This window comes from Cellulosimicrobium sp. So1_17 (assembly GCF_055181235.1).
Map to the genome: position 1 here is coordinate 3119308 of NZ_CM143702.1, position 24941 is coordinate 3144248.

Below are 24941 nucleotides of genomic sequence, written 5' to 3' on the forward strand. Positions count from 1 at the left end.
AGGGACCTACGTCAGCTCGCGCGCGGGCCGAGGACGGCGTCGAGGAGCTCGCGGCAGTGCTCCCCGTCCGCGGTGGCTGTCCGCACGACGAGCTTGGCCACCTCGTGGAGGCGCACGTTGCGGTCGTTCGAGGTCGCACGGAGGAGGACGAACGCCTGCTCGGGGTCGATCGTGTAGGTCGCGGCGATCACGCCCTTCGCCTGCTCGATGGTGCCGCGCGACGCGGCGGCGGCGGCGATCTGCTCGGTCGCGCGCTCGTCGCTGCGCTCGGCGACGACGGCCGAGATGTCGACGAAGTACCCGACGATCTCCACGAGGCGGTCGTCCGTGTCGCGCCGGCCCTGCCCCACGACCGCGATGGTCCGCTCGCGCCCGCGCGCGTCCATGATGCGGTGGACGCTGCTGAAGGGTGCTCCGGTCCTGCGACCGGCGTCGAGGATGCGCCGGGCGCGCTCGCGGTCCTCGGGATGCTTGTGCGCCAGCACGAGCTCGGTGGTCGGGACGACCTCGCCCGGCGCGAAGCCGTGCACGAGGAACGCCTCGTCGGACCACCACCAGGTGCCGGTCGCGAGGTCGATGCGGTACTCACCCGTGAGCTGTTGCGGCCCGAGCGCCAGTGCACGCTCGAGAGGCGACGCCTCGACGGCGGACTGCTGGGCGGAAGAGTTGTCGACAGTCATCTCCGTCACCGTTCATGGTGGGCGTAGAAATGAGCCGTGGCCTGACTCGTCCAGACCAACGTACCTCGCTCCGTGCGGTTCTGCACCGCTTCTCGGAGAGCTGTTCAACGGCCTCCGGTCGCCGCCGATCGGACCGTCTGGGCCGCGACGTCGTCGAGCGGGCGACCGCGGTCCGACGCGAGAGCGAGCAGGCGGCGGTACGCCTCGGCCATGTCCACCTCGTCCCGGTAGGCGATGACCCCCTTGGCCTGCTCCACGACGACGCGCGCGTCCAGGGCGCGCGCGACGCGCGCGGCGAGCGCCCCGTCGTCCAACCGGTCCGGACTGACGATCGCGAGCGTGGCGAGGTCGGCGAAGGTGCGCAGCGTGGCGAGGTCCGTCGTGCCCAGGGCGAGCTCCGCCCTCGCGAACACGTTGATGCCGGCGAACGCGGCGCCCTGCCAGTGCATGGGGGTCGCGCACACGGACCGGTACCCGGTGTCGAGCATCCGCGCCCCGACGTCGGGCCAGCGCCGGGTCATCTCGTCCGCAGAGCTCGCGGTGACGACGACGCCGCCACGGATGGCGTCGACGCACGGACCCTCGTGCCGCTGGGCCTGGTACACCTCGAGCGTGGTGGCCTCGTGCGACGTCGCGCTGAGCACGTCGAGGGAGCCGTCGGGCAGGGCGACGAGGACGGCCGCCGAGTCGACGGCGAACAGCTCGGCCACGTCCCCGAGCATCCGGACCAGGAAGTCGGTGACGTTCAGCCCATCGACGAGAGCCGACGTCGTGGAGGCCAGCGTGCGGGCGGCCGTGCGGTCGGTCATCGTCCCTCGTTCTCGTCGTTCTCGTCGTGGTCTGCGGCGTCCGGGGTGTCGTCGGCGTTCGCGAAGTCGAACTGCCGGGCGAGCACGACGCCCGCCAGCTCCTCGAGCGTCGACCCGTCCGCGAACGCGTGGGCACGGAGCAGGGCCATGGCGTCCTCGGTGGAGACCCCGAGCTGAGCGACGACCATGCCGGTCGCCTGGTGCACCTTGGCACGGTCCGGCCAGGAGGAGGTGTCCGTTCCCTCGACGACGTCCGTGTCGCGCAGGAGGGCGGCGCCGACGGCGTCCGCCAGGAACTGGCGGTCGTCGGTGTCGAGGCCCAGCTCGACGCCGTCGTCGTGGTAGACGACGACGACCCCGATCGTGTGGGGCACCGGCAGCATGGGCAGCGCGTGGAGCGTGGCCGGACCGGCGATGCGCCGCGCCTGGTGGACGTACTCGCCGAGGCCGTCCGTGACGTCGTCGGCGAGCCGGAGGACGACGGCACGACCGGACTCCGCGACCTGGTGGCCCGGCCCTGCGCCGAGGACCTCCTCGAGGTCCTCGAGGCCGGCCGCGACGCTGTCCGACGCCGAGACGGTCCACCGCTCGGGGCCCGTCGGGGAGAGCGTGATCGCGCCGCCGCGCGCACCCAGGATGTCGACGCACGCGCGGCACAGCCGCAGGGCGAGGGGCGCGTCCCGGTCGGTGCCGGCGATGCTCGACGCCAGCCGTGCGAGCACCTGGACCTTGTCCACGGCCCACACCTCCTTCGACCGCCCCCGCAGAGCTCCACCCTCCCACACCTGCACCTGCTCGCAGCGCGCGGCACGACCGGTCAGCCGGGCGCCGACCTCGACGCGGTTCCTCGTGCGGACGCCGCGGGTCCGCGGGACGATCCGCTGGTGGGACGCCGACGAGCACGTGCGCGAGCAGCCGCCGGGAAGGTCGTCGCGGCACTCTCCGTGACCGTGACGGTCGCCGTCGGGGTGGCGGGCTGCACCGTCGCGAGCCGTCAGGAGCCGGGACAGGCCACGGCCGCCGTGCGCGACGCGCTCGCCGAGGCGGCGTCCGCGGCGGAGACGACCCGTCTCACCGTCGGTCTGCTCGACGACGACCGCCTCACGCCGACCGTCGCGGACGCCGCCATCCTCGACCAGGTGCGCGTGCTCGCGGACGCGTCGACGGCGCTGACGACGCTCGTCCCGCCCGACGACACGTCGTCCGCGCAGCGGTCCGCCGGGCTCGAGGCGCTGGAGGGCGTGACGGCGGAGGTCGTCGCCGCGCGCGCCTGGGTCGCACGGGAGGCCGGGGGCGACCTGTCCGACGCGGGCGACGTGCCCGCGACGGGCGACGAGGCGCTCGCCCGGCTCGACGCCGTGACCGCCGACCTCGATGCAGCGCTCGCCCTGGCGGGTGGCGCGTGAAGCAGCTCCTCGGGGTCGCGCTCGGCATCCTCACGGCCATCGGCGGTTTTGTCGACATCGGGGACCTCGTGACGAACGCCGTCGTGGGGTCGCGGTTCGGGCTCTCGCTCGTGTGGGTCGTCGTCGTCGGTGTGGTCGGCATCTGCGTCTTCGCGAGCATGTCCGGTCGCGTCGCCGCGGTGAGCGGGCGCGCGACGTTCGAGATCATCCGCGAGCGCCTCGGCCCGCGCGCGGCAGGTGCGAACCTCGTGGCGTCGTTCTTCATCAACCTCCTCACGCTCACGGCGGAGGTCGGGGGCATCGCGCTCGCGCTGCACCTCGTGAGCAGCGTGGAGCCGCGGCTGTGGATCCCGGTGGCGGCGCTCGCGGTGTGGCTCGTGCTGTGGCGCGTGAAGTTCGACGTCATGGAGAACGTCGCGGGCCTGATGGGCCTCCTGCTCGTCGGGTTCGCGGTCGCGCTGTTCCTGCTCGGTCCGGACTGGGGCGAGCTCCTGCGGCAGGCCGTGCCGCCGTCGCCGCCTGCGACAGAGCACGTCGCGTCGTACTGGTACTACGCGGTCGCGCTGTTCGGTGCGGCGATGACGCCCTACGAGGTGTTCTTCTTCTCCTCGGGCGCGGTCGAGGAGCGGTGGACGGCGAAGGACCTCGTGCAGAACCGGATGAACGTGCTGATCGGCTTCCCGCTCGGCGGTCTGCTGTCCGTCGCGATCGCGGCGTGCGCGGCCGTGGTCCTGCTCCCGGCCGGCATCGAGGTGTCGTCGCTGTCCCAGATCGTGCTGCCCGTCGCGCTCGCGGGCGGGAAGATCCTCCTGGCGCTCGTGATCCTCGGCATCGTGGCGGCGACGTTCGGCGCAGCGCTCGAGACCGCGCTCTCGAGTGGCTACACCCTGGCGCAGTACCTCGGCTGGTCCTGGGGGAAGTTCCGCCGCCCGGCCCGGGCCGCGCGGTTCCACCTCACGATGATCGTCGCGCTGCTGCTCGCCGTCGGGATCCTCATGACGAGCGTGGACCCGATCCGGGTCACGGAGATGTCGGTGGTGTTCTCCGCGGTCGCCCTGCCGCTCACGTACATCCCGATCCTCGTCGTCGCGAACGACCCCGAGTACATGGGGGAGCACGTCAACGGGCGCGTGATGAACGCGCTCGGCACGTTCTACCTCGTCGTCGTGGTGGTCGCGGCGGTCGCGGCGATCCCCCTGATGATCGCGACAGGAGCCGGATCATGACCGACGCACCACGCCGGGTCGTGGGGACACGGGTCGTCGACGCGCGCCTGCACCTGCTCAGCCGACAGGTGCTCGACGTCGACGGCGAGCCCGTGACCACGGTGGACGACCTCGAGCTCGTCGGGCCGGACGGCGGCGACGTCGTCCCCGGCCGGGAGGCACGGGTCGCGGCGATCGTCGCGTGGCCGGTGCTCGTGACGCGCATCCTGGGCGGGCACCCGCCACGGTCGCGGCGCGCGCAGATCGCGTGGGACGACGTCGGGCACGTGGGCACGGCCCTCGAGCTCACCGTGCCCGCGGACCGGCTCGACGTCGGGTGGGCCGAGCGATGGGTCCGGGACCACGTCGTCGGGCGCATCCCCGGCGGGACGCACGACCCGGAGGCAGGCTCGTGATCCTCTCCGACCTGCTCGACGCCCCGGTCGTCGGTCCCGACGGCGCCCCGCTCGGGTTCGTCGTCGACGCGCGCCTCGAGCTCGACCTCTTCGCGGAGGACGACGGGCCCGGCGGGGCGCGCGACCGCGAGGACGTCGCCCCCCAGGAGGACACGGAGCAGGAGGCCGGGGCGCACGACGAGCCGCTCAGCGCCGGGACCGCGCGCCGGGGCGCGGTGGGCGACGCGCGCGTCGTCGGGATCCTCGTCAGCCCGCGGAAGGCGGGCTCCTTCCACGGATACGAGCGCACCGACGTCCGGTCGCCGTGGCCGATCCCGCAGCTCGTCCGGCGGCGCCACCGCGGGACGTACCTGGTGCGCTGGGAGGACGTCGCGGACGTGGGGCCGGAGGGCGTCCGGCTCGCCGCCGGGTACACCGAGCACGACCCGGGCCTCGACACCCCGGCCTCGTAGCCTGAGCGGCTGCACGCCCCGGGTGCCGGCCGGGCGAGTCCTGGAGGCCGTGGTTACGGTGTCGGGAGGGTCGAGCAGCGCGCCCACGACGTCATGAACTGCGTCCGGAGGTGGCCGCCGTGAAGGCCCTGTTCGTCAGCTGCACCCTCAAGAAGTCCCCCGAACCGTCGAACACGGAGGCCCTGGCCCGGGTCGTGGCCGAGGCGCTGCAGGACCGTGGCGTCACCGTGGAGCACGTGCGGCTCGTCGACCACGAGGTGCCACCCGGCGTCGTCACGGACCTCGGCGAGGGCGACGAGTGGCCGCAGGTCCACGAGAAGCTGCTCGACGCCGAGATCCTCGTCGTGGTGACCCCGACCTGGCTCGGCCGACCGTCGTCGGTCGTCCAGCGCATGCTCGAGCGCATGGACGCGATGATCTCCGAGACCGCCGACGACGGCACGCCCGTCGCGTACAACCGCGTCGCCGGCGTCGTGGTGACGGGCAACGAGGACGGCGCCCACCACGTCATCTCCGAGATCAGCGGGGCGCTCGTCGACATCGGGTACACGATCCCCGGCCAGTCGTGGACGTACTGGAACCAGGGCCCCGGGCCCGGCCCCGACTACGTGCAGACGGGGCACGGGCACGAGTGGGCCCGCTCGACCGGCAAGCTCATGGCGCACAACCTGCACGCCGTCGCGACGGCGCTCGCCGAGCGTCCCGTGCCGCGGCAGGGCTGACCCGGGAGAAGCGGTTCTCCGCGTGCGGGCGCTCCGGGCCCGTGCCAGCGTGAAGGCGCCGGGTCCAGCAGAGAGCCCGTCGTCCCTTGCGTGAGGAGCGACCATGGCCGAGAAGTTTGAGACCAGGACCACGACCGACCACGACGAGGAGCTCGCCTTCCTCTACCAGGCGCAACGCTCAGGCGGCGGCGGGAGCACCTTCTTCAAGCTCGTGCGCCGGTGAGCGCCCCGACGACGCCGCGGCCCGTGCGGCGCGCAGTGGTCACCGGGGGCGCGGGGTTCGTCGGCAGCCACCTGTGCGAGGCGCTCGTCGCGGGCGGCACCGAGGTCGTGTGCGTCGACGACCTGTCGACGGGCCACGAGCGCAACGTGGCGGGCCTGCGCGACGACCCGCGCTTCGACCTCGTGGTGACCGACGCCTCCGCGGGGCTCGAGATCCCGGAGCCGGACCGTGTCGACCTGGTGCTGCACCTCGCGTCCCCCGCCTCGCCCGCCGACTACCTGCGCCTGCCGGTCGAGACCCTGCTGGTCGGGTCGGCCGGGACGCGGAACGCCCTGGAGCTCGCCGAGCGCGCCGGGGCGCGGTTCGTGCTCGCGTCGACGTCCGAGGTGTACGGCGACCCGGAGGTCCACCCGCAGCGCGAGGACTACTGGGGCCACGTCAACCCCGTCGGACCGCGCAGCGTGTACGACGAGTCCAAGCGGTTCGCCGAGGCCATCACGACGGCCTACCGGCGCAGCCGCGGCGTCGACGCGGGCATCGTCCGGATCTTCAACACCTACGGACCGCGCATGCGGGGCCACGACGGCCGGATGATCCCGACGTTCGTGCGGCAGGCGCTCGCGGGCGAGCCGCTCACCGTGGCGGGGGACGGGTCCCAGACACGGTCGGTCTGCTACGTCGACGACCTCGTCGAGGGCCTGCTCGCGTTCGCGGCGAGCGGCCACACCGGGCCGATGAACCTCGGCAGCACCACCGAGCTCACGGTGGAGCGGGTCGCGCAGGACGTCCTCGCCGCGACCGGGTGCGACGCCGGCATCGTGCGCGTGGACCTCCCCGAGGACGACCCCCGCCGACGGCGCCCCGACACGACGCTCGCGGAGCGCGAGCTGGGGTGGGCGGCCCGTACGTCCTGGCCCGACGGACTGGCGCGCACCGTCGCGTGGTTCCGCGCCAGGCCGCAGGACCGCCCCGACGCGCCCGACGACAGCGACCGCGCAGGCGCTGCGGTCGTGGGGGCCGCGGCGGTCGGGTCGGCGGGCGGGGCGGACGAGGTGTAGCGCCGACCGAGGTCGACCCGGGGTGCCGATAGGGCGGTCGACGAGCCGGTCGCTCAGGCGGTCTCGGCGGACCGGTGCACGTCGAGGGGGCGCCGCATGACGTACCGGTCGAGCGTGACGTCGCCCCGGTGCACCGTCTCGCGCTCGACGACCGTGAACCCGGCACGCTCGAACACCGGCCGGGCGACCTCGCTCGCGTGGGTGCTGAGTGCCGGGATGCCGTCGTGCCGCGCCGTCTCGACCACGTGCGCGAGGAGGCGCGCGCCGATCCCGCGGCGCCCGTGGTCGGGAGAGACGAACAGCATGTCGACGTAGCCGTCGTCGCGCAGGTCGGTGAACCCCGCGACCTCTCCGTCGACGAGGGCCACGACCGTCCCCGCCGCGTCGCGCCGCTGGTGCCACGCCGCCTCGTCCCGCGGGCCGCCCAGCCACGCCAGCACCTGCGCCTCGGAGTACCGCGAGCGAGCCGTCTCGGTGACGGCCCGCTCGAAGATCCGCAGGGTGGCGGCGGCGTCACCGGCTGCGTAGGGGCGGATCGTCACGTGGTCCGAGGTCACCGCAGGAGACTACCCACCGTGGTCGGTGCCGACGCCACCGCCGGCCGCCCGGACCGTGCACGCGTTGAGCGGGCGCAGATGCTTGTCATGTTTACTAAAAAGGTCTAGCGTCGCCGCATGCCCTTCCCGCCCGGCGCCCGGGCCGGCGCGCTCGTCTGGCGCCTGTCGACCCGGTGGCGCACCGCCGTCGACCGCGCCGTGGCACCCCACGGCCTGACGCACGCCACGTATGTCGTGCTCACGACGCTCTTCGCGATGCGCGGTGCCACCCCGGCAGGAGAGGACCCGGGCGCGCCGAGCCAGCGTGCTCTCGCCGAGGTATCGGGCCTGGAGCCGATGTACGTCTCGCGGCTCGTCCGCACGCTGGAGGCCGAGGGTCTGGTGGCCCGCAGCCGGGACGACCAGGACTCCCGCGTCGTCCGCCTGGAGCTGACGGAACGCGGTCTGGCCGTCGTCCGCCCGGCGATGCGCACGGTCCAGGCACTGCTCGACCAGCTGCTCGCGCCGCTCGGCGGTCGCGACAGCCCGCGCAGCGCGGAGCTGGTCGCCATGCTCACCGCGCTGCTCGACGCGCCCCTCGACGCACGACCCGACACACCACCCGACACACCGCCCGACACGCCCCTCGACCCAGGAGCCATCGATGCCTGACGTCCCCGTCCTCGGCTCGACCCTGCACTTCACGGAGTCCTCGACCGGTGCCCCCGGTGCGGCTCCGGTCGTGTTCCTCCACGGCAACCCGTCGTCGTCGTACACCTGGCGCCGGGTGCTGCCGGCCGTCGGGCACGGCCGGCTGCTGGCGCCGGACCTGATCGGCATGGGGGCGTCCGGCAAGCCGGACCTCGCGTACACGTTCGCCGACCACGCCCGCTACCTCGACGCCTGGTTCGACGCCGTGGTGGGGGACGAGCCGGCGGTCCTCGTCGGTCACGACTGGGGCGGGGCGCTCGCGATCGACCGCGCGGCCCGGTTCCCCGAGCGGGTCCGCGGCGCTGTCCTGTTCGAGGCCGTGCTCCGGCCGGTACGACCCGAGCACCTGTCGCCGCAGGCGCGGGCACGCCGCGAGCTCGTGGCGTCGCCGCAGGGCGAGGTGATGTTCCTGGACCAGGACACGGCAGTCCGCCAGGCCTACACGGGCGGCGTGCTGGCCCCGGCCTCCGCGGAGGACCTCGCCGCGTACCTCGCGCCCTACCCCACGCGGGAGAGCCGTCGCCCGCTGCTGGCCTGGGCGCGCCAGCTCGGCGCGCCGCCCCCGGAGCTCGTCGCACGGCTCGAGCGGGCAGGGGTCTGGCTGCAGGACTCCTCGGACGTGCCGAAGCTGCTGCTCGCCTTCGAGGGCTCCCCGACCCTGCTGCTCGACGAGCCGGCGGTCGCGTGGGCCCGGGAGACCATCTCTGCGCTCGAGGTCGAGCACCTCGGTGCAGCAGGCCACCACGCGACCGAGGACAGGCCCGTCGAGATCGGCCGCGCGGTCGGGGCGTGGCTCGACCGCCACGCCCTGCGCTGATCGCGCCGGCTGGTCAGCGGCCGGTCTGCTCGTCCGCGAGCAGCGCGTCGGCCGCGCCCGTCACCTCGTCGACGGTGACGCGCTCGAGCGCCGGGTCGAGGTCCTCGCCGTGCGGGTCGCCCCGGTAGGGCGCGGGCTCGCCGGGGGCCGCCGGGAGCACGTCCTCGCCGTGCCAGAGGACGACGTGCCGGTCCGGCTCGATCGCCGGCCCCCACAGCGCGGGCGGCGTCGGGCCGAACAGCACGACCGACGGCGTCCCGTACGCCGTCGCGAGGTGCGCGACGCCCGTGTCCCCGCTCACCACGAGGAGCGCCGTCGCGACGACGTCGGCGAGCGCGGGGAGGTCGAGCACCCCCGCCGCGTGGTCGACGGCGCCACGACGCGTGCGCGCCCGGTCGCCGGTCGCGCTGCCAATCGGTGTGTCGGTCGGCGAACCGGTCGGGACGTGCGCGTGCGCGTCCGTCGCGTCCCCGACCACCCGCTCGCACAGCTCGCGCTCGTCCGCGCTGCCCGTGACGACGACGTCGTACCCCGCGTCCGCGAGGTGCCGCACCACGGCGGCGAACCGCTCGGCCGGCCACCGCCGGGAACCCGACGCGGCGCCCGGGTGCACGACGACGTGGGCGTCGCGCGGGGCGGGTGGCTCGAGCCGCAGGTCCTCGCGCGCGCACTCGCCCCCGGCGGAGGTGACGAGCCGGCACCAGCGGTCCACCTCGTGCTCGTCCCGGTCCCACGCCGGTCCGTCGAACCCGGCCTCGCGCGACGCGAACGCCACGAGCCGGTCCGGCTCGGTCGCGAGCAGCACGCGGTGGCTCTCCGGCCCGCTGCCGTGGAGGTTCACCGCCACGTGCCCTGCCGCGGGCATGCCGGTGACGGTCTCGGCCTCGTCGACCCAGCGCAGGGGCGCGAGGCCACTCGTCGGGACGACGCCGTCGACGAGCCCCAGCCCTTCGAGCCAGGAGCCGACCTCGGCCGGGGCGGCGAGGAGCACGCGCCGTCCCGGCCACGCGCGACGGATCCCGCGCAGCGCGGGGATCGCGGTCACCGCGTCGCCGAGCCCCAGCGCGCGCAGCACGAGGACCGTGCCCTCGTCCTCACCCTCGACGACCGCGGGCAGGTCGGGGGCCAGCTCGGTCGCGCCGTCGCTCACGGCCACGACGTCTCGCCGGAGGCCATCACCAGCATCTCGCGGATCTCGCAGCCCACGGGCTGGCGCAGCGCGGTGACGACGGCGGCCGCCGTCGCGCGCGGGTCGTTGAGGTCGGCGTCCGGCCCGGGCTTGTACTGCTCGGTCCGGCCGTCGAAGAACGCGGTGCGCATGCCGCCCGGGACGAGGCACGTCACGCCGACCGTGCCGGCGAGCTCGGCGGCGAGCGCCTGCGAGAAGCCCCGCACCGCGAACTTCGACGCGCAGTAGGCGGTCGCGTCCGAGACGCCCTTGAGCCCGAGCGTCGAGGCGACGGTCACGACGGTCCCGCGCCGCTCCGCGAGGTAGGGGAGGGCGGCGCGCACGACGGCCACGGTCCCGAAGAGGTTGACGCGCACGACGCGCTCCCACGTCTCGACGTCGATCTCGTCGAGCCGCCCGCACGCGTCGGTCCCCGCGGCGGTGACCACGGCGTCGGGTGGGCCGACCTCGACCGCGAGCCGCTCGACGGCCGCTGCGGCTGCCGCGGAGTCCGACAGGTCGACGATCGCGTGCAGGCCGCCGTTCGCCGGGGCGACCCGGTCGAGCACGACGGGCTTGCCGCCCGCCGCGGTCACGGCCTCGACGAGCGCCGCCCCGAGGCCGCTCGCGCCGCCCGTGACGTAGACGGTGCCGACCTCGCGGGGCACGGGGAGCGGGGAGTCGGCGGGCTGCTGGAACGTGGGGGAGGTCATGCGGAGGTCTCCTTCGGGGTCGGGGAGGTGGTCGGGACGGGAGCGCGGTCGGTGCCCGGGTGGCCCTCGGGGCCTGCGCCGGGAGCGGCGGCGGGCGCGTAGCGGCCCGAGCGCTCGAGGATCGAGGTCGTGGAGCGGCCGGCCACGTAGGGCAGGACGACGACGCGCCCGCCGTGGCCGCGGACGACCTCCGCCTCGGGAAGCGTCTCCTCGGTGTAGTCACCGCCCTTGGCCCACACGTCTGGACGCAACGCGTAGAGCGCGGCGCGCGGGTCGTCCTCGTCGAACACGACGACGGCGGACACGCAGTCGAGAGCGGCGAGGACCCGCGCACGGTCGGACTGCGCGACGACGGGCCGCTCGGGCCCCTTGAGCCGCCGCACGGACGCGTCACCGTTGAGGAGGACGACGAGGTGGTCGCCGAGCCGGGCCGCGGCCTCGAGCGTCGCGACGTGCCCGGCGTGCAGGATGTCGAAGCACCCGCCCGTCGCGACGACGGTGCCGCCGAGCGCGCGCAGGCGCTCCCCGACCTCCTGGGGTGTCGGCGCGTCGCTCCGCGCGACGCCGCGGGGGTCGCCGTCGGCGAAGGCACCGTCGGCGACGGACCTGCCCGAGCCGGCCGGCCCGCCCGACCCCGTGGTGCCGGACGGCCCGGTCCGGTGCGCCGCGCCGCCGACCTGCCCCGAGGTCTCCGCGCGTCGCCGGTAGCCCTCCGCACCGCCCGTGGCGACCCACGTGGACGCGACGTCGACGCCGCGCGCCACGGCGTCGACGAGGCCGGCGCCGCGCGCGAGCTCGGCCGCGACGGTCGACGCGAAGCGGTCGCCCGCGCCGCACGGGTCGCCCGCGACGGCCGTCGCCGGGACGTAGGCAGGCTCGCCGGTCGGCCGCGCGACGAACGCGCCGCGGTCGCCTGCGGTGACGCAGACCGCGCCGACCTCCCAGCCGCGCGCGAGCGCCTGCGCGAGACCGCCGAGGTCGTCGGGCGACGCCTCGATCCCGAGCGAGTCCGCGGCGTCGAGCGCCTCGGCGAGGTTCGGCGTGACGAGCGCGGCGCCGGGCACCGGGCGCCCGCCGCGCGGGTGCGGGTCCCACACGACCGGCGTCGACGTCGCGGCCTCGGCGAGCAGGTCGCGCAGCGGGCCGTCGTGCGTGGTGCCCGCGCCGTAGTCGGAGACGAGCACGACGGCCGCGTCGGCGAGCGCCGTGCGGACCCGCGCGACCGGGACGTCGACCGGGCGGGCGGGGCCGCCGTCGTCGACGCGGACGACCGTCTGCCCGGCCGAGCGCACGCGCGTCTTGCGGCGCGTCGTGCCCTCCTGCGGCACGGCCACGACCTCGACGTGCCGGCTCAGGAGGCCGCGGAGGTCGAGCCCGGCGTCGTCGTCGGCGAGGGGTGCGACGAGACGCACGCGCGCGCCGTCGGCCGCGAGGAGCGCGGTGAGCCCGGCGCCGCCCGGGCTGCGCCGCACACCGAGTGTGTCGACGACGGGCACGGGGCCGTCGGGGGAGAAGCGCGTCACCTGGCCGTCGACGTCACGGTCGAGCAGGACGTCGCCCACGACGACGACGCGCGGGCGGTCGTCCGCCGGCTCGGGGGTCTCCGGCGAGACCCCCGGTGTGTCGCGCGGAGAGACCCCTGGCGACACGGCCGGGGCCGCCGTCACCGGCTCCGGTACGGGCTCGCCCGAGGCCCCGGTCTCCCGCTGCCGGACGTGCGCGTCGAGCGCGGCGCACAGCGCGTGCGCGACGACGAGGTGCAGCTCCTGGACGGACGACGTCGAGGCACCCTGCATCGCGAGCGTGTCGTCGCAGGCGGCCGAGAGCCCGCACGGGCTCGGCCCGGTGAGGGCCCACGTCGTGAGGCCGAGCTCGCGCCCGCGGTGGGCGGCCGCGACGACGTTCTCGCTGTTGCCCGACGTGGACAGCAGCAGCAGGACGTCGCCCGGGCGGCCGTGCGCGACGACCTGCCGCGCGTACATCTCGCCGATCCCGTAGTCGTTGACGATCGCGGTGAGGCTGGAGGTCTCGGCGTGCAGGCTGATCGCGGACAGCGGGACCCGCTCGCCATCGAACCGTCCCACGAGCTCCGCGGTGAGGTGCTGCGCCTCCGCGGCGCTGCCGCCGTTGCCCGCGACGAGCAGGCGCCCGCCCCCGAGCACGACGTCGGCGAGGTGCTCGCCCCACGCGTCGATGCGCCCGGCCTCGGCGAGGAGCAGGTCGAGGCCCTGGTGGAGGTCGTCGGCGTGCGCGCGCAGCCAGCGCTCGGCCGCGGTCATCGGGCGCTCACCGCCCGCACCGGACGGCCGTCGGGCGCCATGTCGGGAGGCGTGGTGGTGGGCGTGGCGGTGGGTGTGGCGGTACGCATCGCGGGGGGCACCGGGCCGTGCGCGGTCCTCGTGTCCCGTGCGGCCGACCGCCGACCCTCGGCGACGACGCGCTCGTACGACTCCAGCGTGCGCGCCGCGACGGTCGTCCAGCCGTACAGGTGCTCCGCCCGGACCCGTGCCGCCGACCCGAGGCGCTCCCCGAGCGCCGGGTCGTCGGCGATCCGCCGCAGCGCCGCGGCCAGCGCGGCCGGGTCGCGCGGAGGGACCAGCAGGCCGGTGCGGCCGTCGACGACCGAGTCGAGCAGGCCGCCGACGGCGGCCCCGACCACCGGGCGTCCGCAGGCCGCGGCCTCGAGCGGGACGATGCCGAACGGCTCGTACCACGGGTCGCACACCACGACGTCGGCCGTCTGCATGAGGCCGCGCACGTCGTCCTGCGTCACGCTCCCCACGAGCCGCACGCGGTCGAGGACGCCGAGCGCGTCGGCGAGCTTGACCAGGCGGCGCGCCTCCTCGTCCTCCTCGAGGTGCGCGGCCGGCGGCCCGCCGGCGACGACGAGCTCCGCGCCCGGCAGGTCGGGCAGCGCCTCGATGACGGTGTCGACGCCCTTGCGCTCGACGAGGCGACCGATCGACAGGAGCCGCAGCGTCCCCGGTTCGCGATGCCGGTGCACGGACCGCCGCGGGCCGGGGCGGAAGCGCCCGATGTCGACGCCGCACGGCACGACGTCGACGCGGTCCGGGTCCGCGCCGAGCGCGACGAGCTCGGCGACCTCGTCGCTGCACGTCGCGACGATGCGGTCGACCCCGCGGCACAGCAGGCGCTCCCGCGCGACCCGCTCGCGCGGGCTCGTGTCCCGCGCGCCCTGGTGCCGCCGCTTGACCGAACCGAGCGCGTGGAACGTCTGCACGAGCGGGATGCCGAGCGGGGGCGCGGACAGCAGGCCCGCGATCCCCGACATCCAGAAGTGCGCGTGCACGACGTCGGGCACGGCGTCAGGGACGGCCGGGTCCGACCAGCGGCGCAGGAGGTCCGCGCCGAACGCGTCCATGTGGGGGAGCAGCTCGTCCTTGGGGACGGGGACCGGGGGACCTGCGTCCACGTGGACGACCTCGACCCGCCGCGCGAGGGGCACCCGCTCCGGCAGCGAGGCGTCGTCGCGGCGGGTGTAGACCTCCACGTCGTGCCCCTGGGCGCCGAGCCGCGTCGCGAGCGACGCGACGTGGACGTTCTGGCCGCCGGCGTCGACGCCGCCCAGGGCGGCGAGCGGGCTGGCGTGCTCGGAGATCATGGCGATCTTCATGAGGTCACCTCCTGGAGGACCGTGTCCCAGCGGTGCAGGAACCTGGCGTGGGAGTAGTGCTCGAGGACGTGGGCGCGCGCGGCGGAGCCGTGCGCGCGCGCCTCGTCCGGGTCGGCGAGCCAGCGGCGCGCGGTCGCGACGAGCTCGTCGGGGCGGGAGCTGAGCGTCCCGGCGGTGGGCGGCACCGCGACGGGTGCCTCGGTGGTCGGGAGGGCGAGGACGGGCATCCCGAGGGCCATCGCCTCGAGGAGCGACAGGCCGAGGCTCGTCCAGCGGTAGGGGTGCAGGTAGGCGCGCGACGTCGCGAGGCGCGCGTGCATCGCGGCTTGCGGGACGTCGTCGTGCAGGCCGTGCGTGCGGTGACGTGCGGTGCCTGCGGTGACGAGTGCTGCGCCGGGCGCGTCCAGGTGCTCGGCGAGCTTGCCGACGCCCATGCCGTACACGTCGAGCGGCACGTGGCGGCCCACCTCGACGAGGACATCGGTGCCCGCGACGCGCCAGCGCCGCACGGGCTCGTTGACGACGACGCCGACGCTCGCCCGCTCACCCGAGTAGAGGTGGCCGGGGTCGGGGATGCCGTGGTCGACGACGAGGGTCCGCGCGTCGCCGGTGTCCCACATGAGCGCGTTGAACGCCGTGACGTGGACGATCGGGACGAGGCCCTCTTCGACGACGTCCAGGTCGGCGAGCGGGTGGCGCGTCGAGGCGGCGTGGCCGGTGGGCGCGTTGTGCTCCACGTAGACGGCAGGGACGTCCCGGCCGGGGACGAGACCGGTCCAGCGCCGCAGCAGCTCGACCTCCTCGGGACGCTGCAGCACGACGACGTCGATCCCGCCGCCGGCCGCGAGGTCGGCGAGCTGCTCGGGCGTCGCCTCGCGCACCGTCGCTGGCCAGTCCCACGTCTGCGCGCGACCGCGACCCTCGGGCCCGCGGTCCGCGACGACGGGGACGACGTACTCGTGCTCGCCGGCGACGAAGGCCGTGGCCCACGAGCCGTGCACGTGCCAGACGAGGATCCTCATGCGACGACCTCCGCGGTCTCGGGCGCCGGCCCGCGGGCGGGTGGCGCGTCGGTCGGGTGGTGCTGGGGCGTCCGGGAGGGCTCGCCCGGCGGGCCGGCCGTCGAGCCGGGAGCGAGCCGCGCGACGGCGTCGACGACCTCCTGCGGGTCGACGCCGGTCAGGCACGGGTGGCCCGGGACGGGGCACTCGCGGGCACGCGAGCCCTGGCACGCCGCGGACCGGTCGCCGAGGACGACCGTCGGCACACCCCACGGCGCCCAGCGGTCGGCGGGCACGACGGGCGAGAAGAGCGACACGACAGGGGTCCCGACGGCTGCGGCGAGGTGCGCGGGACCGGTGTTGCCCACGACGACGCACTGCGCACCTGCGAGCACCGCCGCGAGGCCGGGGAGGTCCGTCCGGCCGGAGAGGTCGACGACACGTGCGGCGCCGCGTCCGGCGACAGGTCCGGCGGCGACGTGCGCGCCGAGGTCGGTCTCGCGCGGCCCGCCCGTGACGACGACGCGGTGCCCTCGTTCGACCAGCGCTGCGACGACCGCGCGCGCGTGGTCAGGCGACGGGGCGCGGGCGGGCACGGAGGCGCCCGGGTGCACGACGACGTACGGCGCGTCGTCGTCCGCGCCCGCGGCGTCGGTGGGGAAGGGCAGGAGGTGGCGCACGTCGGGCAGCGGCTCGCGCACGCGCAGCCGGTCGTCGCCCGGGGCGGAGGGGAACCCGGCGGCGCGCGCGAGGTCCAGAGCGGCCTCGACCTCGTGCAGGCCGTCGGGTCGGCGGTGCCGCACGTCGAGCAGCGAGCCGGGGTAGTCGTCGCTCGTGCCGGCGACGTGGGCGACCCCGGCGAGCCGGGCCAGCAGCGCCATGGGCAGCGGGCTCTGGTGGAACGACGTGAAGACCACCGCGGCGGCGTACCGGCGCGCGGCGAGCGACTCGACCAGGGCCATGACCTCCGCGCGGTCGAGCGGCGGCGGGTCGTAGCCGGACCACGGCGCGTCGAACGTCAGCACGTCCCGCACGCCGGGAAGCAGGCCTGCCGCCGCGCGACCGGCCGACGACGCGAGCACGTCGACCCGGCCCCCGCGGGCCGCGGCGCCCGCCGCGAGGGCGCGGACCGCCGGCCCGGTGAGGAGCACGTCGCCGTCGCTGTCGAGCCGGACGGCCAGCACGTCGGCGCTCATGAGCCACGCCCCCCGAGATCGGCAGATCGGCGCGAGATCGGCAGTCGCGGGCTGCCGATCTGATGCGATCCTGCCGATCTCGACGTCACGCCCTCAGGCGGCTCGGCGCGGCGCTGGGCGTCGAGCATCGTGACCGCGGCGGCGAGGTCGGGGGCGACGCGTGGGGCGGCGTCGACCTCCTCCGGGCGGGTGACCGGCGTCGGGACGAGCACGGGCACGGCGCCCGCGGCCACCGCGGCCCCGACGTCGGCCCCGATGTCGCCCACGACGGCGCAGCGCCACGGCGGCACGCCGAGCTCAGCGGCGGCGGCGAGGACCATGCCGGGCGCGGGCTTGCGGCACGCGCACGCGTCGTCGGGCCCGTGCGGGCACACCTGCCACGTGTCGAACGGCCCGAGCAGCTCCTCGACGCGCGTGTTGACGGCGGCGACCTGCTCGCGCGTGAGCAGGCCCCGGGCGATGCCCGACTGGTTCGAGACCACGCCGACGCGCACGCCGCGCGCCCGCAGGTCGTCGAGGACCGCGCGCGCACCGTCGACCGGGCGGACCTCGGCCGGGTCGCCGTTGTAGGGGACGTCGTGCACGAGGGTTCCGTCGCGGTCGAAGAGAATGGCGGCGAGCGGCGGCGGCCACGGGTCGAGGCCGCGCCGCGCCGCGACGGTCCCGGCCACGCGGTGGCGCACGGCCGCGAACGGGATCGCGGCGCTCGTCCAGAGCATGCGGCGCAGCTCGGCACCGAAGACGTCGTCGCCGGGTCGCGGGCCGGGCGCGAGGCGGCGTCGCGCGAAGTCGAGGGTGAGACCGGCCCATGCCGCGGCGCCGAGCGCGGCGACGCGCGGTCGACGGGCGAGCATCCCGGCGACGCCGACGCCCGCCGCGGCGACCGTCGCGACGTGCCAGGCCAGCCGACCGCGGCCCGTCTCGGCACGCTCGCGCCAGTCCGGTCCGTGCAGCGCGCGCATCGTCGCGTCGTCGCGCGTCCCGGCCTGCACGCGCAGGCTCACGCCGTCGTCGGTCGGGCGGACGGGGTGGGTGGTGGTGCGACTCCCTCGCGTCAGCTTCCAGCCGGCGTCGCGGACCCGCAGCGCGAGGTCGGCGTCCTCGCGGTAGGCGCGGGGGAACCGCTCGTCGAACCCGGACACCTGCTCGAGCGCCGCGCGGCGGTACGCCATGTCGGCGGTCGGCCACAGCGCGTCCTGCAGGCCCGCGGTCCCGCGCTCCCAGTCGGTGGGACGGCGGTCCGTCGGCAGCGGCACGTGCAGGCGGCCCTGGACACCGCCGGCGCGGTCGTCCGCCGCCGCGAGGTCGGCCGCGAGCAGCCCGGCCCAGCCGTCGGGCAGCTCGACGTCGTCGTCGAGGAAGACGACCCACGGCGCCGAGGTCGAGCGCCACCCGGCGTTGCGCGCCGCGGCTGGGCCCCGCCCGCCCGTGCGCACGACCCGCGCGCCGAGACGGTCGCCGACCTCGCCCAGGTCCAGCGGTCCCGGCACGGAGGATCCGGTCGCGCCCCGGCCGGGCAGGGGGAGGCGACGGTCGTCAGCGACGACCACCTCGGTCGGAGCCGGCGCGCCGGGGGACGACTCCGCCTGCGCGGCGAGCGTCTCGAGCAGCCGCAGGAGCGAGGGGCGGCCGATCGAGGGGACGACCACGGCGTACGGGTCGGGGGCCGTCATGGGCGTTCCTCGGTGGCGAAGACGTCGGCGCGCCGCACGAGGTGCGGGCCGAGCACGAGCAGGTCGACCGGCGCGGACCCGAACAGCTCGAGCGCGTCGCGCGGGTCGTCGACCATCGGGCGGCCCGCGGTGTTGAGGCTCGTGTTGACGACGACGGGCAGTCCCGTGCGCTCCTTGAAGGCCCGGATCATGGCCTGCAGGCGCGGCGTGGACTCGTCGACCGTCTGGATGCGCGCGGTCCCGTCGACGTGCACGACGGTGGCGATCCGGTCCCGCCACTCCGGCGCGACGTCGTGGACGAAGAGCATGTACGGGCTGGGGATCGGGCCGCCGCTGAAGATCTCCGCGGCGTCCTCGAGCAGCACCATCGGCGCGACGGGGCGGAACTGCTCGCGGCCCTTGACGTCGTTGAGCCGCTCGAGGTTCTCGACCGGACCGGGGTGCGCGATGAGCGAGCGGTGCCCGAGCGCGCGCGGGCCGAACTCGGCGCGGCCGTCGAACCATGCCACGACCCCGTTGTCGGCGAGGACCTGCGCGACCTCGCCGGGCAGGTCGTCGGGGGTCGTGAACGGCACGTTCGCGGTGCGCAGCCAGCCGACGAGCTCGTCGTCGGTCCACGATCGTCCCAGAGCGGCCGAGCCCATGGGCTCGACCGTGTCGCCGGCCTCGGCCGCGAGCTGCATCGCCGCGCCGAGCGCGGTGCCGGAGTCGCCCGCGGCGGGCTGGACCCACACCTCCTCGAACGGCGTCTCGCGCCAGATCCGGGAGTTCGCGACGCAGTTGAGCGCGGTGCCGCCGCCCATCGTGAGCACGCGGTCGCCGGTCTGCCCGTGCAGCCACGTCGCGAGGTCGACCAGGACCTCCTCGAGACGCGCCTGCACCGACGCCGCGAGGTCGGCGTGCTCCGCGAGGCCGCCGTGCTCGGTGCCCCACGTGCCGTCGTCGACGCGGCGCGGCGCCCAGCGCGTCCAGTCCGGGGCCTCGGCGACGAACCCGCCGTCGTCCGTGGCGTGCAGGATCTCGCGCAGGTCGTCGAGGAACCGCGGCTCGCCGTACGACGCGAGCGCCATGACCTTGTACTCGTCGCTCGACCGCAGGAACCCGAGGTGCTCGGTGAGCGACTCGTAGACGAGGCCGAGGGAGTGCGGCAGCTCCTGGCTCGCCAGCACCTCGAGCCGGCCGTGGTCGTAGCGGCCCGCGAGGTGCGACGAGCGCTCGCCGCGCCCGTCGAGCGACAGCACGCTGGCCACGGGGAACGGCGAGGCGAGGGCGGCCGACGCCGCGTGCGCCACCTCGTGCGGCACGAACCGGACCGCGGCGGGGGACAGGCCGGGCAGCGCCGTCGCGATGAACTGCGGGGCGCGCTCCGCGTACTGCACGCGCAGCCAGTCCCACGGGTCGGGCAGGCCCATCTCCTCGGCGGGCTTCGCGAGCGCCGGGTCGAACGAGTAGGCGACGGCGTCGAGGTCCTGGGGCCGCAGCCCGCCGGCCTCGAGGCACCAGGCCATCGCCTTCTCGGGCAGCTCCCACGCCGCGAACGGCACGGGCCGCTTGCCGTGCTTGCGCCGGGAGAAGCGTTCCTCCTCCGCGGCCGCGACCACGCGGCCGTCGACGACGAGCGCGGCGGAGGGGTCGTGGAACAGGGCGTTGACGCCGAGGACGCGCATGGGCTGGCGAGCCTTCCTCGATGGGGCCAGGCTCGTGGTGCGCCTCGAGAATCCGTGGGCGCTCGCCTGACGCGTACGGGTCGGCTCTGCTGCAACCCGTCCTCACCCTGACCCCGAGAAGCGCTTCTCGCACCTCGGCCCCGCACGGACAGGTACTTCTCCTCGTGTCATCCCCTCTGGAGGACCGCATGACGACGACCTCGACCTCACGTCCCGCCCTCGACCCGCACGCTGCGCCGACCGCCGTCTCCCCGGGTGGACGCCGGCTCGAACGCACCGACCCCGCGACCGGCCGTCCGGGGACCCCGGTGGAGTGCGCCGGACCGGACGAGGTCGACGCCGCCGTGCGCGCCGCCGTCGCGGCATGGCCCGCGTGGCGCGCGACGCCGCCGGGCGAGCGCGCGGCTGCGCTCCGTGCCGCCGCGACGGCGGTGCGGGAGGCCGCCGACGAGCTCGGGGCGCTCCTGCGCGCGACGACCGGTCGACTCGAGGGCGAGGCGCGCGCGTCCGCGGAGGTCGCGGCAGAGCTCTTCGAGGAGGCCGCCGTCTCGGGCCTCGGCCGGTCCGGGCGCGTGCTCGCCGGGGACCCGGCGGCGCTCGACGTGGTGCGCCGGGAGCCGCGCGGCGTCGTCGCGGTGATCACCCCGTGGAACGACCCGTACCCGGCCGCCGCGGGGCTGATCGCCGCGGCGCTGGTCACGGGGAACGTCGTCGTCCACAAGCCGTCGGAGCGCAGCGACGCCCCGGGGGTGCGGCTCGCCGAGCTCGTCGCGGGCGCCCTGCCGGCCGACGTGCTGCGCGTGGTCAGCGGCGACGGGGCGACGGGTGAGACGATCGTCGCGCACGACGACGTGGCGCTCGTCGCGCACGTCGGGTCGACGGCCGCCGGGCGCCGCATCGCCGCGACGGCGGGCGCCCGCGGCGCGAAGGTGCTGCTCGAGAACGGCGGCAAGGACCCGATCGTCGTCGACGCCGGGGTCGACCCGGCGCTCGCGGCCCGCCAGATCGCGACGGGCGCGTTCACCAACGGCGGGCAGCTGTGCACGGCGGTCGAGCGCGCGTACGTCGTGGAGGACGTGGCCGACGCCGTCGTCGCCGAGCTCGCGCGCATCGCCCAGGACCTGCGGGTCGGCGACCCGGGCGACGAGGCGACCTCGATGGGGCCGCTCGTCGACGAGGACCAGCTCGCCGTCGTCGACGAGCACGTGCGCGGTGCGACCGCCGCGGGCGCCGAGGTGGTGACCGGCGCCGAGCGGCTCGACCGGCCGGGCTCGTTCTACGCCCCGACCGTCCTGGACCGCTGCCCCGACGACGTCGCGCTCCTCACCGAGGAGACGTTCGGCCCCGTCGTCCCGGTCGTGCGGGTCGCGGACTTCGAGGAGGGTCTGCGCCGCGCGTCGGCGTCCGCGTACGGGCTCGCGGCGACGGTGCTCACGCCGTCGCTCGCCCACGCCCTGCACGCGGCCGACGTGCTCGACGTCGGTACCGTGAAGGTCAACGCCGTGTTCGGCGGCGCGCCGGGCGGGTCCGCAGACCCGCGCCGCGGCAGCGGCGGCGGCGCGGGCTACGGGCCGGACCTGCTCGACGAGCTCACCGTCCGCAAGGTGATCCACCTCGAGGGCCTCGCCTGAGTCGTGCGGGGAGGTTCGGCCGAGCCCCGAGTGCCGAACCCCGGCTTGTGCGGCTCTCAGCGGGCTGATGAGCGCACAGCCCGGGGTTCGGCAGGGTGACTACGGCGGTCGGGGACGTCGGCTCGCGTCAGCTGACGTCGGCTGGCGTCACCGGGCGTCCGACCCGGCCTCGATCGCCGTCGGGGCGGCGGAGTGGCTCACCTCGATGCGGCGCGGCTTCGCCTCCTCCGACACCGGGATGGTGAGGGTCAGGACGCCGTCGGCGTACGACGCGCCGATCTGGTCGAGCGCGAGCCCGCGGCCCAGGGTGACCTGGCGTGCGACGGTGCCGGTCGGGCGCTCGCGGAGCAGCCACTGGCCCTCGGCAGAGCGCGCCGTCCGCTCGGCGCGGATCGTCAGCGTCCGGTCCTCGCACGAGACGTCGATGCTGCCGGGATCGATGCCGGGCAGGTCCACGGCGAGGACGTAGTGGTCACCCTCGCGGAACAGGTCCATCGGCATCGTGGGGGCGTTCCGCGAGCTCAGGGCCAGCGAACCGAACAGACGGTCCATCTCCTGGAACGGGTCCCAGTAGGTAGCCATCGCGCATCACCTCCTCGACGAGGCCGCGCACCGCGACCTCGACCGCGATCGGTGCGCCGGGCCTTCCGGCGTCACCTGGCTACAGCACCACTATTAGCACTCGATGGGACCGAGTGCCAAGAGGTCGTGGCCGAGGGCTCCGGAGACTCCTCAGGCGGGCTCGCCGCTGCGGTACCCGTTCACCTTGTGGGTGCCGTCGCACCACGGGGGGATCGCCGTGCCGCCGCACCGGCAGAGCGCGACGGTCGCCCGGTTCCGCTCGATCTCCCGTCCGTCGGCGTCCACCAGGCGCGCGGGGCCACGGACGAGCAGCGGCCCGTCCGGGCACGCGGTGACCGTGACGTCGTCCTGCTCGGGGCGGGTCACGAGGCGCCCCGATCCGGAGCCGCCGGGTGGAGTGCGCGCACCGGGTGCGCCGCGCGGCGCAGCCGCGTCCCCGCGTAGGGGACGCCGCCGAGCGCCCACCACCCGAGCGCGAGCCACGCGCACAGCGCGCGCTCGACCACCCACGCCGGCGCCCACAGGGCGGCGGTGGCGGAGAACACGGCCGTCCCGCCCGCACGTCGGCGGCCGGCCTCGGCGAGCACGACGGCGCCCGTCATCAGCACGAGGAGGACGGCCCACCCCGCCGACCGGGTGAGTCCGCGTCCGCGGACGCCGCAGAGCACGCCGGCGCCCAGCACCGGAGCCACGGCGAGCTCGACGGCGAGGCGCGCCGGCTGCGCCAGCGAGTCGTAGGCCTGGCGCACCCGTTGCTCGGCGAAGCGGCGCACGTCGGGCGGTCGGCGGGGGACCACGAGGTCGACCGCGTGCACGACGCGTCCGCCCCGCGCGACCAGCGTGCGCTCGAGCTCGAGGTTCTCGAACAGCACACGGGCGTCGTAGCCCCCGGGCCCGAGGGCGTCGCGCCGCAGCGCCGCCGTGCCGGCGTAGTCGTGGCCGACGGCCCGGTTGACGAGCGACCGGGCGGTGTCCCAGCGCGCGTGCCACGGCATCGGGTCGAACACGTTCTGCGGCACGACCAGGTCGGCGTCGTCGAGCAGCCCGAGCGCGCGGTCCAGCGACGGACCGTCCCACCGGACGTCGTCGTCCGCCACGACGACGCGCGGCTGGGCCGTCGAGGCCAGCCCGGCGAGGACCCCGACGACCTTGCCGTTGGTCCCCGGCGGGACCGGCGGGACGGCCACGAGCCGGACGGCCCCGGCCCACGACGCTGCGTGCCGCGCCCGGACGTCCGGCGGTGAGCCGTCGGCGACGACGACGGGCAGCTCGCGCGCGAGCCGGCGCAGGTAGGCCGCGAGCTCAGCGAGCTCGTTGTCGTCCACCGCCGGGCGTCGGAGCGGGAGGACGTAGACGGCGTCAGTCCTGGGCACGCGCCGGCTCCCCGGGCCGTCGAGGCTCAGCCGCGAGCGGCGTGCGCAGCGCGGACAGGCCCCCCTGCCAGCGCTCCAGGGCGTACGCGGCGACGTCGCCCTCGACGGCGAGGCAGGCCGCGGCGCCGAGGAGGACGTCGTCGCACAGCGCCGGCTCCTGCTCGACGAGCCGGCCGGCCAGGTCACGCGCGGCGATCTGCTCGTGGACGGCGTCCGCCTCGACGTGCTCGTCGAAGTACCACGTGGTGCCCTCGTCGTGGCCGAGACGTCGGAACCCGTTCCCGTACAGCCGGCTCGGGACCGACGACGTCATCTCGAACGCCGCGAGGTGGCCCACGATCGCTCCCCGCAGGCGACGGTGCAGACCGAACAGCGACATCGTGTTGAGCGCGACGAGGACCGGCGTGGGCACGGCGTCGACGTACCGGCCGTACGTGTCGTCCAGCCCGACCCCGCGCATCGTGCGCGCGAACAGCTCGGCATGCATGCGACCCGGCCGTCCGCCGCCGTACTCGTCCGCCTGGATCTCGACGAGCGCGGCCTTCGGCGCACCGGCGAGCCGTGGGACCGCCCACGTGTGCGGGTCCGCCTCCTTGAGCTGGTAGAGCGACTTCAGCGCGAGCAGCTCGCGCACCTGCGCGTCGTCGGCCCGCTTGGCGACGTAGCGCGACAGGCTCGGCCCGTCGTCCTCCGCGGCGAGCTCGAAGAGCCGCCGTGCCACCGTCGCGGCGTCCGTCCCCGGGCAGGCCGGGCTCCCGGCGCGCTCGCGCACCGCGGCCTCGAACGGCCGCTCGATCGTGGCGCGCACGGCGAGCAGCGACGGCTCCCACTCCCACGCGTCGTCCACGCCGTCGACGCCCCGGTAGTGCAGCTCGTAGAGGACCGTGAGCGTGAGCTGGAGGTCCTCGTCGTCGAGCACGTCGCGGCCCGACGTCGCCCGGTGCAGCCGCTCGGCCACGGTCGCCCGGACCGCCTCGAGCCGGACGTCGGCCGAGTCGTCCGACGAGCCGTCCGGCGGGCCCGCCGTGAGCGCGGCGAGCAGCGCGGTGCTCGCGGGCCCGCGGGGGGCAGGGAGCGGCAAGCGGGTGGAGGCGGCGGTCGCGGTGGTGGCCGCGTCGGCGGCGCCGGTGCGTACCGGGGTCGAGGTCATCGGGGCGCTCCAGGGTCGCGGGAGAGGCGCCCCTGCTCGACACCACCGTCATCCTGCGCCCGGCGCGCCGCGCTCGCTCGCCGGGAGGCGCGGACGCTCGGACCGTGGGGCCGCGCGG

The 24941-nt window shown here is 75.9% G+C and carries 25 protein-coding genes; 9 read left to right on the forward strand and 16 right to left on the reverse strand.

Features of this window, described 5'->3' with window-relative positions; all coding sequences use genetic code 11:
• Window positions 1-11: 11 nt before the first annotated feature.
• The 3 genes from ACZCLJ_RS13740 to ACZCLJ_RS13750 all read right to left on the reverse strand — a co-directional run bounded on the left by ACZCLJ_RS13740 (window position 12) and on the right by ACZCLJ_RS13750 (window position 2226).
• Entirely contained in the window at window positions 12-680 is a 669-nt protein-coding gene (locus ACZCLJ_RS13740) for a PAS and ANTAR domain-containing protein (RefSeq protein WP_251152871.1), read from the reverse strand.
• Between the two features lie 104 nt (window positions 681-784).
• On the reverse strand, window positions 785-1489 hold the full coding sequence (locus tag ACZCLJ_RS13745) for a GAF and ANTAR domain-containing protein (protein ID WP_251152870.1): 705 nt from the start codon (window positions 1487-1489) through the stop codon (window positions 785-787).
• Window positions 1486-2226, reverse strand: a complete 741-nt coding sequence (locus ACZCLJ_RS13750) for an ANTAR domain-containing protein (RefSeq protein ID WP_463104105.1) — start codon at window positions 2224-2226, stop codon at window positions 1486-1488. Before ACZCLJ_RS13750 ends, ACZCLJ_RS13745 begins: the two co-directional genes overlap by 4 nt.
• A 147-nt stretch (window positions 2227-2373) precedes the next feature.
• On the opposite strand from ACZCLJ_RS13750, the gene ACZCLJ_RS13755 reads away from it, so the two are divergent.
• The 6 genes from ACZCLJ_RS13755 to ACZCLJ_RS13780 all read left to right on the forward strand — a co-directional run bounded on the left by ACZCLJ_RS13755 (window position 2374) and on the right by ACZCLJ_RS13780 (window position 6971).
• A complete protein-coding gene (locus tag ACZCLJ_RS13755; RefSeq protein WP_463104106.1) occupies window positions 2374-2895 on the forward strand; it encodes a hypothetical protein in 522 nt (173 codons plus the stop codon).
• Window positions 2892-4121 carry an Nramp family divalent metal transporter gene (locus tag ACZCLJ_RS13760; RefSeq protein WP_463104107.1) on the forward strand — a complete coding sequence of 410 codons (1230 nt, stop codon included), beginning with the start codon at window positions 2892-2894 and terminating at the stop codon, window positions 4119-4121. The genes ACZCLJ_RS13755 and ACZCLJ_RS13760 overlap by 4 nt, the downstream gene beginning before the upstream one ends.
• On the forward strand, window positions 4118-4516 hold the full coding sequence (locus ACZCLJ_RS13765; RefSeq protein WP_251152866.1) for a hypothetical protein: 399 nt from the start codon (window positions 4118-4120) through the stop codon (window positions 4514-4516). The genes ACZCLJ_RS13760 and ACZCLJ_RS13765 overlap by 4 nt, the downstream gene beginning before the upstream one ends.
• Window positions 4513-4968 carry a PRC-barrel domain-containing protein gene (locus tag ACZCLJ_RS13770; protein WP_463104108.1) on the forward strand — a complete coding sequence of 152 codons (456 nt, stop codon included), beginning with the start codon at window positions 4513-4515 and terminating at the stop codon, window positions 4966-4968. The genes ACZCLJ_RS13765 and ACZCLJ_RS13770 overlap by 4 nt, the downstream gene beginning before the upstream one ends.
• Window positions 4969-5087: 119 nt before the next feature.
• On the forward strand, window positions 5088-5690 hold the full coding sequence (locus ACZCLJ_RS13775) for a flavodoxin family protein (RefSeq protein ID WP_463104109.1): 603 nt from the start codon (window positions 5088-5090) through the stop codon (window positions 5688-5690).
• Window positions 5691-5909: 219 nt separating this feature from the next.
• Window positions 5910-6971 (forward strand): NAD-dependent epimerase/dehydratase family protein, encoded by a 1062-nt coding sequence (locus ACZCLJ_RS13780; protein WP_463104110.1) that lies wholly within the window; start codon window positions 5910-5912, stop codon window positions 6969-6971.
• A gap of 53 nt (window positions 6972-7024) precedes the next feature.
• On the opposite strand, the gene ACZCLJ_RS13785 is transcribed toward ACZCLJ_RS13780, so the two are convergent.
• Window positions 7025-7528 (reverse strand): GNAT family N-acetyltransferase, encoded by a 504-nt coding sequence (locus ACZCLJ_RS13785; RefSeq protein ID WP_463104111.1) that lies wholly within the window; start codon window positions 7526-7528, stop codon window positions 7025-7027.
• Between the two features lie 117 nt (window positions 7529-7645).
• On the opposite strand from ACZCLJ_RS13785, the gene ACZCLJ_RS13790 reads away from it, so the two are divergent.
• Window positions 7646-8179 carry a MarR family winged helix-turn-helix transcriptional regulator gene (locus tag ACZCLJ_RS13790; protein WP_463104112.1) on the forward strand — a complete coding sequence of 178 codons (534 nt, stop codon included), beginning with the start codon at window positions 7646-7648 and terminating at the stop codon, window positions 8177-8179.
• Window positions 8172-9035 carry a haloalkane dehalogenase gene (locus ACZCLJ_RS13795; RefSeq protein ID WP_463104113.1) on the forward strand — a complete coding sequence of 288 codons (864 nt, stop codon included), beginning with the start codon at window positions 8172-8174 and terminating at the stop codon, window positions 9033-9035. Before ACZCLJ_RS13790 ends, ACZCLJ_RS13795 begins: the two co-directional genes overlap by 8 nt.
• 13 nt (window positions 9036-9048) lie before the next feature.
• Here the strand turns inward: ACZCLJ_RS13795 and ACZCLJ_RS13800 are convergent, their stop codons facing one another.
• From ACZCLJ_RS13800 to ACZCLJ_RS13835, 8 genes are read right to left on the reverse strand one after another with little or no spacing between them, the layout of a single operon-like run.
• Window positions 9049-10191: a glycosyltransferase family 9 protein gene (locus tag ACZCLJ_RS13800; RefSeq protein ID WP_463104114.1), complete on the reverse strand. Its 1143-nt coding sequence runs from the start codon at window positions 10189-10191 to the stop codon at window positions 9049-9051.
• Window positions 10182-10916 (reverse strand): SDR family oxidoreductase, encoded by a 735-nt coding sequence (locus ACZCLJ_RS13805; protein WP_463104115.1) that lies wholly within the window; start codon window positions 10914-10916, stop codon window positions 10182-10184. The genes ACZCLJ_RS13800 and ACZCLJ_RS13805 overlap by 10 nt, the downstream gene beginning before the upstream one ends.
• A complete protein-coding gene (locus ACZCLJ_RS13810; protein ID WP_463104116.1) occupies window positions 10913-13195 on the reverse strand; it encodes a PfkB family carbohydrate kinase in 2283 nt (760 codons plus the stop codon). The genes ACZCLJ_RS13805 and ACZCLJ_RS13810 overlap by 4 nt, the downstream gene beginning before the upstream one ends.
• Window positions 13192-14550 carry a glycosyltransferase gene (locus ACZCLJ_RS13815; RefSeq protein ID WP_463104117.1) on the reverse strand — a complete coding sequence of 453 codons (1359 nt, stop codon included), beginning with the start codon at window positions 14548-14550 and terminating at the stop codon, window positions 13192-13194. Before ACZCLJ_RS13815 ends, ACZCLJ_RS13810 begins: the two co-directional genes overlap by 4 nt.
• On the reverse strand, window positions 14547-15572 hold the full coding sequence (locus tag ACZCLJ_RS13820; protein WP_463104118.1) for a glycosyltransferase: 1026 nt from the start codon (window positions 15570-15572) through the stop codon (window positions 14547-14549). Before ACZCLJ_RS13820 ends, ACZCLJ_RS13815 begins: the two co-directional genes overlap by 4 nt.
• Entirely contained in the window at window positions 15569-16747 is a 1179-nt protein-coding gene (locus ACZCLJ_RS13825; RefSeq protein ID WP_463104119.1) for a glycosyltransferase family 9 protein, read from the reverse strand. The genes ACZCLJ_RS13820 and ACZCLJ_RS13825 overlap by 4 nt, the downstream gene beginning before the upstream one ends.
• Window positions 16744-18420: an HAD-IIIA family hydrolase gene (locus tag ACZCLJ_RS13830; protein ID WP_463104120.1), complete on the reverse strand. Its 1677-nt coding sequence runs from the start codon at window positions 18418-18420 to the stop codon at window positions 16744-16746. The genes ACZCLJ_RS13825 and ACZCLJ_RS13830 overlap by 4 nt, the downstream gene beginning before the upstream one ends.
• Window positions 18417-20087, reverse strand: coding sequence for a carbamoyltransferase family protein (locus ACZCLJ_RS13835; RefSeq protein WP_463104121.1), 1671 nt, complete (start codon window positions 20085-20087; stop codon window positions 18417-18419). The genes ACZCLJ_RS13830 and ACZCLJ_RS13835 overlap by 4 nt, the downstream gene beginning before the upstream one ends.
• Before the next feature lie 188 nt (window positions 20088-20275).
• Between ACZCLJ_RS13835 and ACZCLJ_RS13840 the strand changes: the two genes are divergently transcribed.
• Complete coding sequence (locus ACZCLJ_RS13840; protein WP_463104122.1) at window positions 20276-21718, forward strand: aldehyde dehydrogenase family protein; 1443 nt, start codon at window positions 20276-20278, stop codon at window positions 21716-21718.
• A 147-nt stretch (window positions 21719-21865) separates the two neighbouring features.
• Here ACZCLJ_RS13840 and ACZCLJ_RS13845 read toward each other — a convergent pair whose 3' ends face one another.
• The 4 genes from ACZCLJ_RS13845 to ACZCLJ_RS13860 form a co-directional block, all read right to left on the reverse strand.
• Entirely contained in the window at window positions 21866-22300 is a 435-nt protein-coding gene (locus ACZCLJ_RS13845) for an Hsp20/alpha crystallin family protein (protein WP_463104123.1), read from the reverse strand.
• Between the two features lie 150 nt (window positions 22301-22450).
• Window positions 22451-22666: a CDGSH iron-sulfur domain-containing protein gene (locus tag ACZCLJ_RS13850; protein WP_463104124.1), complete on the reverse strand. Its 216-nt coding sequence runs from the start codon at window positions 22664-22666 to the stop codon at window positions 22451-22453.
• Window positions 22663-23673: a glycosyltransferase family 2 protein gene (locus tag ACZCLJ_RS13855; protein WP_463104125.1), complete on the reverse strand. Its 1011-nt coding sequence runs from the start codon at window positions 23671-23673 to the stop codon at window positions 22663-22665. The genes ACZCLJ_RS13850 and ACZCLJ_RS13855 overlap by 4 nt, the downstream gene beginning before the upstream one ends.
• The gene (locus ACZCLJ_RS13860) at window positions 23660-24823 is read right to left on the reverse strand and encodes an iron-containing redox enzyme family protein (RefSeq protein ID WP_463104126.1); all 1164 of its coding nucleotides are present in this window, start codon (window positions 24821-24823) and stop codon (window positions 23660-23662) included. The genes ACZCLJ_RS13855 and ACZCLJ_RS13860 overlap by 14 nt, the downstream gene beginning before the upstream one ends.
• Between the last annotated feature and the right edge of the window lie 118 nt (window positions 24824-24941).

Bases quoted from the DNA above. Each gene is read 5' to 3' on its own strand.
- ACZCLJ_RS13740 (WP_251152871.1), bottom strand. From the start codon at position 680: ATGACTGTCGACAACTCTTCCGCCCAGCAGTCCGCCGTCGAGGCGTCG.
- ACZCLJ_RS13745 (WP_251152870.1), bottom strand. From the start codon at position 1,489: ATGACCGACCGCACGGCCGCCCGCACGCTGGCCTCCACGACGTCGGCT.
- ACZCLJ_RS13765 (WP_251152866.1), top strand. From the start codon at position 4,118: ATGACCGACGCACCACGCCGGGTCGTGGGGACACGGGTCGTCGACGCG.
- ACZCLJ_RS13790 (WP_463104112.1), top strand. From the start codon at position 7,646: ATGCCCTTCCCGCCCGGCGCCCGGGCCGGCGCGCTCGTCTGGCGCCTG.
- ACZCLJ_RS13795 (WP_463104113.1), top strand. From the start codon at position 8,172: ATGCCTGACGTCCCCGTCCTCGGCTCGACCCTGCACTTCACGGAGTCC.
- ACZCLJ_RS13805 (WP_463104115.1), bottom strand. From the start codon at position 10,916: ATGACCTCCCCCACGTTCCAGCAGCCCGCCGACTCCCCGCTCCCCGTG.
- ACZCLJ_RS13810 (WP_463104116.1), bottom strand. From the start codon at position 13,195: ATGACCGCGGCCGAGCGCTGGCTGCGCGCGCACGCCGACGACCTCCAC.
- ACZCLJ_RS13815 (WP_463104117.1), bottom strand. From the start codon at position 14,550: ATGAAGATCGCCATGATCTCCGAGCACGCCAGCCCGCTCGCCGCCCTG.
- ACZCLJ_RS13820 (WP_463104118.1), bottom strand. From the start codon at position 15,572: ATGAGGATCCTCGTCTGGCACGTGCACGGCTCGTGGGCCACGGCCTTC.
- ACZCLJ_RS13825 (WP_463104119.1), bottom strand. From the start codon at position 16,747: ATGAGCGCCGACGTGCTGGCCGTCCGGCTCGACAGCGACGGCGACGTG.
- ACZCLJ_RS13830 (WP_463104120.1), bottom strand. From the start codon at position 18,420: ATGACGGCCCCCGACCCGTACGCCGTGGTCGTCCCCTCGATCGGCCGC.
- ACZCLJ_RS13835 (WP_463104121.1), bottom strand. From the start codon at position 20,087: ATGCGCGTCCTCGGCGTCAACGCCCTGTTCCACGACCCCTCCGCCGCG.
- ACZCLJ_RS13840 (WP_463104122.1), top strand. From the start codon at position 20,276: ATGACGACGACCTCGACCTCACGTCCCGCCCTCGACCCGCACGCTGCG.
- ACZCLJ_RS13845 (WP_463104123.1), bottom strand. From the start codon at position 22,300: ATGGCTACCTACTGGGACCCGTTCCAGGAGATGGACCGTCTGTTCGGT.
- ACZCLJ_RS13860 (WP_463104126.1), bottom strand. From the start codon at position 24,823: ATGACCTCGACCCCGGTACGCACCGGCGCCGCCGACGCGGCCACCACC.